Source organism: Xanthomonas sp. LMG 12462 (assembly GCF_009192885.1).
GTDB lineage: Bacteria > Pseudomonadota > Gammaproteobacteria > Xanthomonadales > Xanthomonadaceae > Xanthomonas_A > Xanthomonas_A sontii.
On sequence record NZ_NMPP01000039.1, the window covers coordinates 40,559 to 46,833 of the forward strand.

Genomic DNA, 6,275 nt, shown 5'->3' on the forward strand with positions numbered 1-6,275 from the left:
ATAGCACGCTATTACAAGGTCAAGCTTGCGCTGGTCGCAGCGACCTGGCATTTAGCCACCGGGCCCTCCTGTTGCACCTTCTGGCGCCCTGCGCGTTACCGCGATCCGGCCTCACGCTGCGCGCAGACACCTCCCGCGGCGGATGGAAGGATCGCCCAGCGGCCGCTAGGATCGGCGATGACCGCCGCCGCTCTGGAGTACCGCATGCGCACTGCGTGTTTTGCCGCCCTTGCCCTGTGCATGGCGACGCCGGCAGCGGCGCAGCCGCCGCCGGCGCCTCCCGCCCAGGGGGCCGCAAACGCCGACACCGCGGCCACTGTGGAGCAACTGCCGATCCGCTCCGCCGCCCAGCTCAAGGCCTACCTGCGCACCCACGCCGGCCAGCGCACGCCGCTGGACGCGCTCACGCCCGGCGCCCGCGAACGCTTCCTCGACGGCCTCGTGTTCGGCCGCAATGGCCTGGGTGGATTCGATACGCAGGACCTGCCACAGCTGACCCGCACGCAGGGCCGGGCGCTGCTGGCGCTGTTCGGGGTCGAGCGCTACGCGGAAAGCTTGCCGCACTGGGCGACGCAACCGCGCGCCCACGAGCCCACCGCCGCGATCGGCGACCTGGAGCGTCGCTACAACGGCTACAACCGGAATCTGGACGGCCTCGGTCGCACTGGACGCGATCCCTGGCCCGCAGTGCGCAGCGCCCTGCCCGAAGCATTCGACCCCGCCGCCATCGCGCAATCGGACGCGGCCGCGCTGGATCTTCTGTATCGGGCCGTCGTCGCGACCTACGCGCTGCGCCCCACCCCGGCGGGGCTGGACACGCAACTGCAGGTGTTGGCGCAGTTGCGGCGCCGCGGCCAGGCCAGCGCGGCGCAGGTGGACGACGCCGGCAACGCGCTGCTGCTCGCGCATCGTGTGGAAGACGCACGGCGCCTGCTGGCCGATGGCGGCAGCGCCGACTGGCCGCATTGGCTGCGCTTCGAGGACCGCCTGGGCGCGGCGGCGCAGGGGCCGACGCTGTGGTCGCTGGATGCCGATGGCCGCACCCTGCGCCGCCAGCGCATCGATCTGGGGCCGACCCAGCTCCTGGTCACCGCCGGCTGCCATTTCGCCGCCGACGCAGCACGCGCCATCGCCGCCGATCCCGAACTGGGCCCGGCGTTCCGCCGCCACGCGCTGTGGCTGACCCTGCCGCCCGGCAGCGAGGACCTGGAGGCGCTGCGCGCCTGGAACCAGGCGCAGCCGCAGACGCCGCTGCATCCGCTCTACGACGTGGAGGAATGGCCGCTGTTGCCGCGCGAGTGGCGCATGCCCACGTTCTTCCTGGTGCGCGACGGCAAGGTCGTCGCGCAAGTGCAGGGCTGGCCGGTGGACGATGGCGCGCAGCGGCGTGCACTCAAGGCGATGCTGCAGGGTGCCGGCCTGCTGTAGCCTGCGTTTTTGGGATCAGCCGTGGCCGGGATCACCGACCATGCCGGTCGCGGCTGAAGCCGCTCCCACGAAGATCTCGCACAGCGCGGCGGCCGTCGCCGGCCGCCGCCACCAGACTCAGGCCATCACCTTGGCCTGCTCCAGCTCCACCTGCAGCGTGCTGGCCAGTTCGTCGCGGGCGATCTCGAACTGCTGCTCGCGCAGCAGGTCCTTGACCGCGACCACCCCGCGCGCCAGCTCGTCGTCGCCGGCCAGCACCACGAAGCGGATGCCGGCACGGGCCGCGTACTGGAACTGCTTGCCGATCTTCTTCGGCTCCATCTGCACTTCGGTGTTGATGCCGCCGGCGCGCAGGCGCCGCGCGATGTCCAGCGCGTCGTCCAGCTTGGCTTCGTCCATCAGCGCCACCATGGCCTGCACGCTGCTGGAGGCGATGCCGTCGATCAGGCCGGCCTCGCGCAACTGCCAGAACAGCCGGGTCAGGCCGATGGAGATGCCCACGCCGGGCAGCTTGGATTTGCTGTAGTGGCTGGCCAGGTCCTCGTAGCGGCCGCCCGAGCAGATCGAGCCGATCTGCGGGTAGTCGGTCAGCAAGGTCTCGTAGACGGTGCCGGTGTAGTAGTCCAGGCCGCGGGCGATGGAGAAATTGAGGCAGTACGCGGTCTCCGGCACGCCCAGCGCCTTGACCAGGGCCAGTACCTCGCGCAGTTCGGCCACGCCCTCGCGCAGGGTCGCACTGGACGCCGCATCGGCCTCCAGCGCCTGCAGCCGCGCCAACGCATCGTCGTGGCCGCTGGAGCGCACCGCGACGAAGTCGAGGATGCGCTGCACCTGCTCGGCGGGAATGCCGAAGGCTTCGCCGGCCAGCGTCTCGCGCACGTAGTCGGCGCCGCGCTTGTCCAGCTTGTCGACCTCGCGCAGCACCGCGAGCTGGCGCTCGCCCTCGGCCACGCCCAGGCTCTCGAAGAAACCGCGCATCAGCTTGCGGTTGTTCAACTGCACGGCGAAATCGCCGATGCCCAGCTCGGCGAACACCGCGTGGATCACCGCCAGCACCTCGGCGTCGTAACGGATGCTCAGCGCATCCTTGCCGATCACGTCGATGTCGCACTGGTAGAACTCGCGGAAGCGGCCACGCTGGGCGCGCTCGCCGCGGTACACGCGCTGCATCTGGTAGCGCCGGAACGGGAAGCTCAGCTCGTGTTCGTGCTCGGCCACGTAGCGGGCCAACGGCACGGTCAGGTCGAAGCGCAGCGCCAGCTCCGGCAGCCCGCCCTCGCCGCCCTCGGCCGCGGCATTGGCCAGCGCACCGGTGGACTGCACGAAGTACACCTGGCGCTCGGTCTCACCGCCGGACTTGGTCAGCAGCACGTCGGACAGCTCGAACACCGGCGTCTCCACCGGCAGGAACCCGAACCGCTCGTAATTGCGGCGGATGACGTCCAGCATGCGCTGGAACGCGATCTGCTCGCGTGGCAGCAATTCCATGATGCCGGGCGGCGTACGGGGCTTGATCACGTGCGGAACTCCTGCGATTCGGGGGCGAGCGGGACGCCAATTCTAGCCGCACCGGCCACGCGCGGCCGCATCGGCGTATCATTCGCCGGTGCCGAAGCCGCTGCCACGCCCATGAACAGGCCTCCTTCCGGATTCGCCCTGCCCTACGCCGACGCGTCCGCCCCGCGCGAACCGCGCGGTAACGAGTGCCTGCATTGCGCGGTCCGCCACTTGGCGATCTGCTCGGCGCTGGCCTGCGACGAGGTGCAGGCGCTGGAACGGGCCACGACCTCGCTGCACTACGCCGCCGGCGCCACTTTGGCCCGCACCGGCGAGGCACGACAGGCGGTCTACACCGTCACCGCCGGCGCGCTGCGCCTGGTCCGCACCCTTGCCGACGGACGCCGCCAGGTGGCCGGTTTCGTCCTGCCCGGCGACTACGTCGGCCTGAGCGAATCGGCCAGGCACCGCCACGATATCGAAGCCATCGCCGACAGCCGGGTGTGCCGGGTGCCGGTGGCGCAGATGCAGCAGTTGCGCACGCAGTTCCCGCACCTGGAGCGCAAGCTGCTGCAACGCGCCTGCCTGGAGCTGGATGCGGCGCAGGACGCGGCGCTGTCGCTGGCGCGGCTGCAGCCGGCCGAGAAACTGGCCGACTTCCTGCTCAAGCTGGCGGCCCGCGCGGCGCGCCAGGGCGATGCCGGCAACAAGGTGGTGCTGCCGATGGGCCGCGGCGACATCGCCGACCATCTCGGCCTGACCATGGAGACAGTCAGCCGTACCTTCACCAAGCTGCGCCAGCAGGGCCTGATCGCGCTGCCGCAACTGCATGTGGTGGAGATTCGCGACTTCGCCGCGCTGCACCGGCTGGCGTCGGACGAAGACTGAGCGGACCGGCGTGGCGATTTTTTCGCCACGCGGCTCCAGGCACCGACGCCATGCGGTGCCTGGCCACTTATCCACAGGATTCCAGAGCAACGCTCCACATCGCGTGTGGACAACCGTGCAGTGCCCGCCGGCGGCCAACCGATCACCGGTTTGCTGCCGCGTGCAGCACCGCCGCACCGCCAGCTCTGAACGCTTCAGCCGGCCATCGCGGCGGCGACGCCCGACCGGCATAGACTGCGTGCGCAACACACCTGCGGCGCCGCCGCGGTGCCGGTGGGGGGGACCACTCGGAGGGCCAACATGGCCGTCGCCATCGAGATGCAACACGCCTCGCGCGCCTGCGTGATGCTGGACCGCGAGCGCGAACTGGAGTTCTGGAAGGCGCATTACGCACACAGCCCCTTCCATCAGCCCGGTTACACGTTCCACGACTACGAGCCGGCGCTGAAGCTGGCCTACGATGCCTACCTCAAGTACCACGGCCAGCGCGTGGAAGAGGTGGTCGCGCAACTGCGCGATGTGTTCCTGCGCGACCACCCGCGCTCGCGCCTGGACTGGCTGCAGGTCCGCGGCATCGTCCTGGCCGCCTGGCAGCGGCTGCAGCCGTCCGACTGAGCCGTCGAGCGCGCTCGCGCGCGCCCAGGCCCGCGTCGCTCAACCGGCCAGCAGCCGCGCGCGCAGCGCCGCGTAGTCCGGCGCGATCGGCTCGGCCTGCGCGGGCCGCTGCAGCAGCGCCGCCAAGGCCGGCGGCACCGCCACCGGCTGGCCGATCAGTGGCTCCACCACCCCTTCGAACTTGGCCGGATGCGCGGTAGCCGCCACCGCCCAATCGCCGGCGTCCGCCTCCGCGCCCTCGGCACGCAGTTGCTGCAGCACGTGCAGCGCGGTGGCGGTGTGCGGGCAATGCACCTCGCCGTAGCGGCGGAAGCGCTCGCCGATGGTCTGGCGGATCTGCGCATCGTCCACCGAGTACGCCTGGAACTGGGTGCGCAGCGTGGCGTCGTCGCCCTGATACAGCCAGCGCAGGCGCTCGACATTGCTCGGCGCGCCGACGTCCATCGCATTGGCCAGGGTCGCCACGCTGGGCTGCGGCGCGTAATCGGCGCCGGCGAAGAAGTCCGGCAGCACGCGGTTGGCGTTGGTCGCCAGCACGATCCGGCCCAGCGGCACGCCCAGCGCACGCGCCAGGATCGCGGCCAGCGCATTGCCCAGGTTGCCGGTGGGCACCACCAGATTCAGCGGCTGCGCATGCGCGGCATGGTGCTGCAGGGCTGCATGCGCGTAGTAGCTCATCTGCGGCAGCAAGCGCCCCAGGCTGATGCTGTTGGCCGAACTCAACGGCGCCTGCGCCTGCAGGTCGGCGTCGTTCAGGGCTTGCTTGACCAGCGCCTGGCAATCGTCGAACGAGCCGGCCACGCGCAACGCCTGGATGTTGTCGCCGAAGCAGCCGAGTTGGTGCGCCTGCCGCGGCGACACGCGCCCGTCCGGATACAGCACCACCACGCGCAGCCCGGGCTGGCGATGGAACGCGGCCGCGACCGCGGCACCGGTATCGCCGGAGGTGGCGACGAGGATGGTCAACGGCGTTTCCGCACCCCGCCGCAGCCGGGTCAGGCAGGCGGCCAGGAAGCGCGCGCCGAAGTCCTTGAACGCGGCGGTCGGCCCATGGAACAACTCCAGCGCGTGGTCGCCGGGCGTGGCCAGCGGCTGCAGCGGCGCGGCGAAGTCGAAGGCCTCCGCGCAGATGGCCGGCAGGTCCGCAGCCAGAGCGTCGCCATCGAAGAACGGCGCCAGCAGATCCGCGGCGGTCTCGGCGAGGCTGGCACCGGCGCGCAGGTCGCGGGCGGCGGGCAGGCGCTCGGGGACGTACAGGCCGCCATCGGGGGCGAGTCCGGCGGCGATGGCCTGGCTGAGCGAGACGGCAGGAGCGGCGTTACGGGTGGAGATGAAGTTCATGGTGGTTCCGGTGGCAGGGGAATTCGGTCGCACTGGCATTTCTGGCTCTGGCTTTGGCTCTTGCGTTAGCTTTTGGCTCTTGCTCTTGCTTTGGCTGTTGCGCTTCTGCTTTACCGGGGGCCCCTCGGCGCGGCAGCCGCGGCGGGCGAATACCCGAAGGGCGACGCGCAGGATGCGCGTCGTTTTTCGCCGGCACATGGATGTGCCGTCGAAAAATGCCCGTCGTGGCTGCGGACCCGGAGCGCGTCAGCGCGGAGGGCGCGCTGCGGGGTGTGCTTTCTTTTGGTTACTTTTCTTTGCACAAGCAAAGAAAAGTGACTCGCCGACAGGCGAAAGCTGTTGCTGTTGCACTCGTTGTCACCATGGCTGAATCGTGCAGCATCAGCCGCGGCCGCACCTCATCGTAACGCCCGGTCGCGTCTGACTCTCCCACAGAAAAGCACTAAGACGGAGCGTGCGACGCACTGAGCTCTTAATCGGCGGATGAGCATCGACTCGCTTCTGCA

The 6,275-nt window shown here is 70.2% G+C and carries 5 protein-coding genes; 3 read left to right on the top strand and 2 right to left on the bottom strand.

Going from position 1 to position 6,275, the window contains the following annotated elements:
• The first annotated feature begins 177 nt into the window (after positions 1-177).
• Positions 178-1,428, top strand: coding sequence for a hypothetical protein (locus tag CEK69_RS10590; RefSeq protein WP_226975119.1), 1,251 nt, complete (start codon positions 178-180; stop codon positions 1,426-1,428).
• 117 nt (positions 1,429-1,545) lie between these two features.
• Here CEK69_RS10590 and hisS read toward each other — a convergent pair whose 3' ends face one another.
• Complete coding sequence (gene hisS / locus CEK69_RS10595) at positions 1,546-2,946, bottom strand: histidine--tRNA ligase (RefSeq protein WP_017912244.1); 1,401 nt, start codon at positions 2,944-2,946, stop codon at positions 1,546-1,548.
• Between the two features lie 111 nt (positions 2,947-3,057).
• Here hisS and CEK69_RS10600 point away from each other — a divergent pair, with 111 nt between their 5' ends.
• Positions 3,058-3,813, top strand: coding sequence for a helix-turn-helix domain-containing protein (locus tag CEK69_RS10600; RefSeq protein ID WP_017912245.1), 756 nt, complete (start codon positions 3,058-3,060; stop codon positions 3,811-3,813).
• A 300-nt stretch (positions 3,814-4,113) separates the two neighbouring features.
• Positions 4,114-4,428, top strand: a complete 315-nt coding sequence (locus tag CEK69_RS10605; protein ID WP_017912246.1) for a hypothetical protein — start codon at positions 4,114-4,116, stop codon at positions 4,426-4,428.
• A gap of 39 nt (positions 4,429-4,467) precedes the next feature.
• Here the strand turns inward: CEK69_RS10605 and thrC are convergent, their stop codons facing one another.
• The gene (gene thrC / locus CEK69_RS10610) at positions 4,468-5,769 is read right to left on the bottom strand and encodes a threonine synthase (RefSeq protein ID WP_152245463.1); all 1,302 of its coding nucleotides are present in this window, start codon (positions 5,767-5,769) and stop codon (positions 4,468-4,470) included.
• Positions 5,770-6,275 lie beyond the last annotated feature (506 nt).

Excerpts from the sequence above, each read along its gene's own strand:
- thrC (WP_152245463.1), bottom strand. The coding sequence starts at position 5,769 with ATGAACTTCATCTCCACCCGTAACGCCGCTCCTGCCGTCTCGCTCAGC.
- CEK69_RS10590 (WP_226975119.1), top strand. The coding sequence starts at position 178 with ATGACCGCCGCCGCTCTGGAGTACCGCATGCGCACTGCGTGTTTTGCC.
- CEK69_RS10600 (WP_017912245.1), top strand. The coding sequence starts at position 3,058 with ATGAACAGGCCTCCTTCCGGATTCGCCCTGCCCTACGCCGACGCGTCC.
- CEK69_RS10605 (WP_017912246.1), top strand. The coding sequence starts at position 4,114 with ATGGCCGTCGCCATCGAGATGCAACACGCCTCGCGCGCCTGCGTGATG.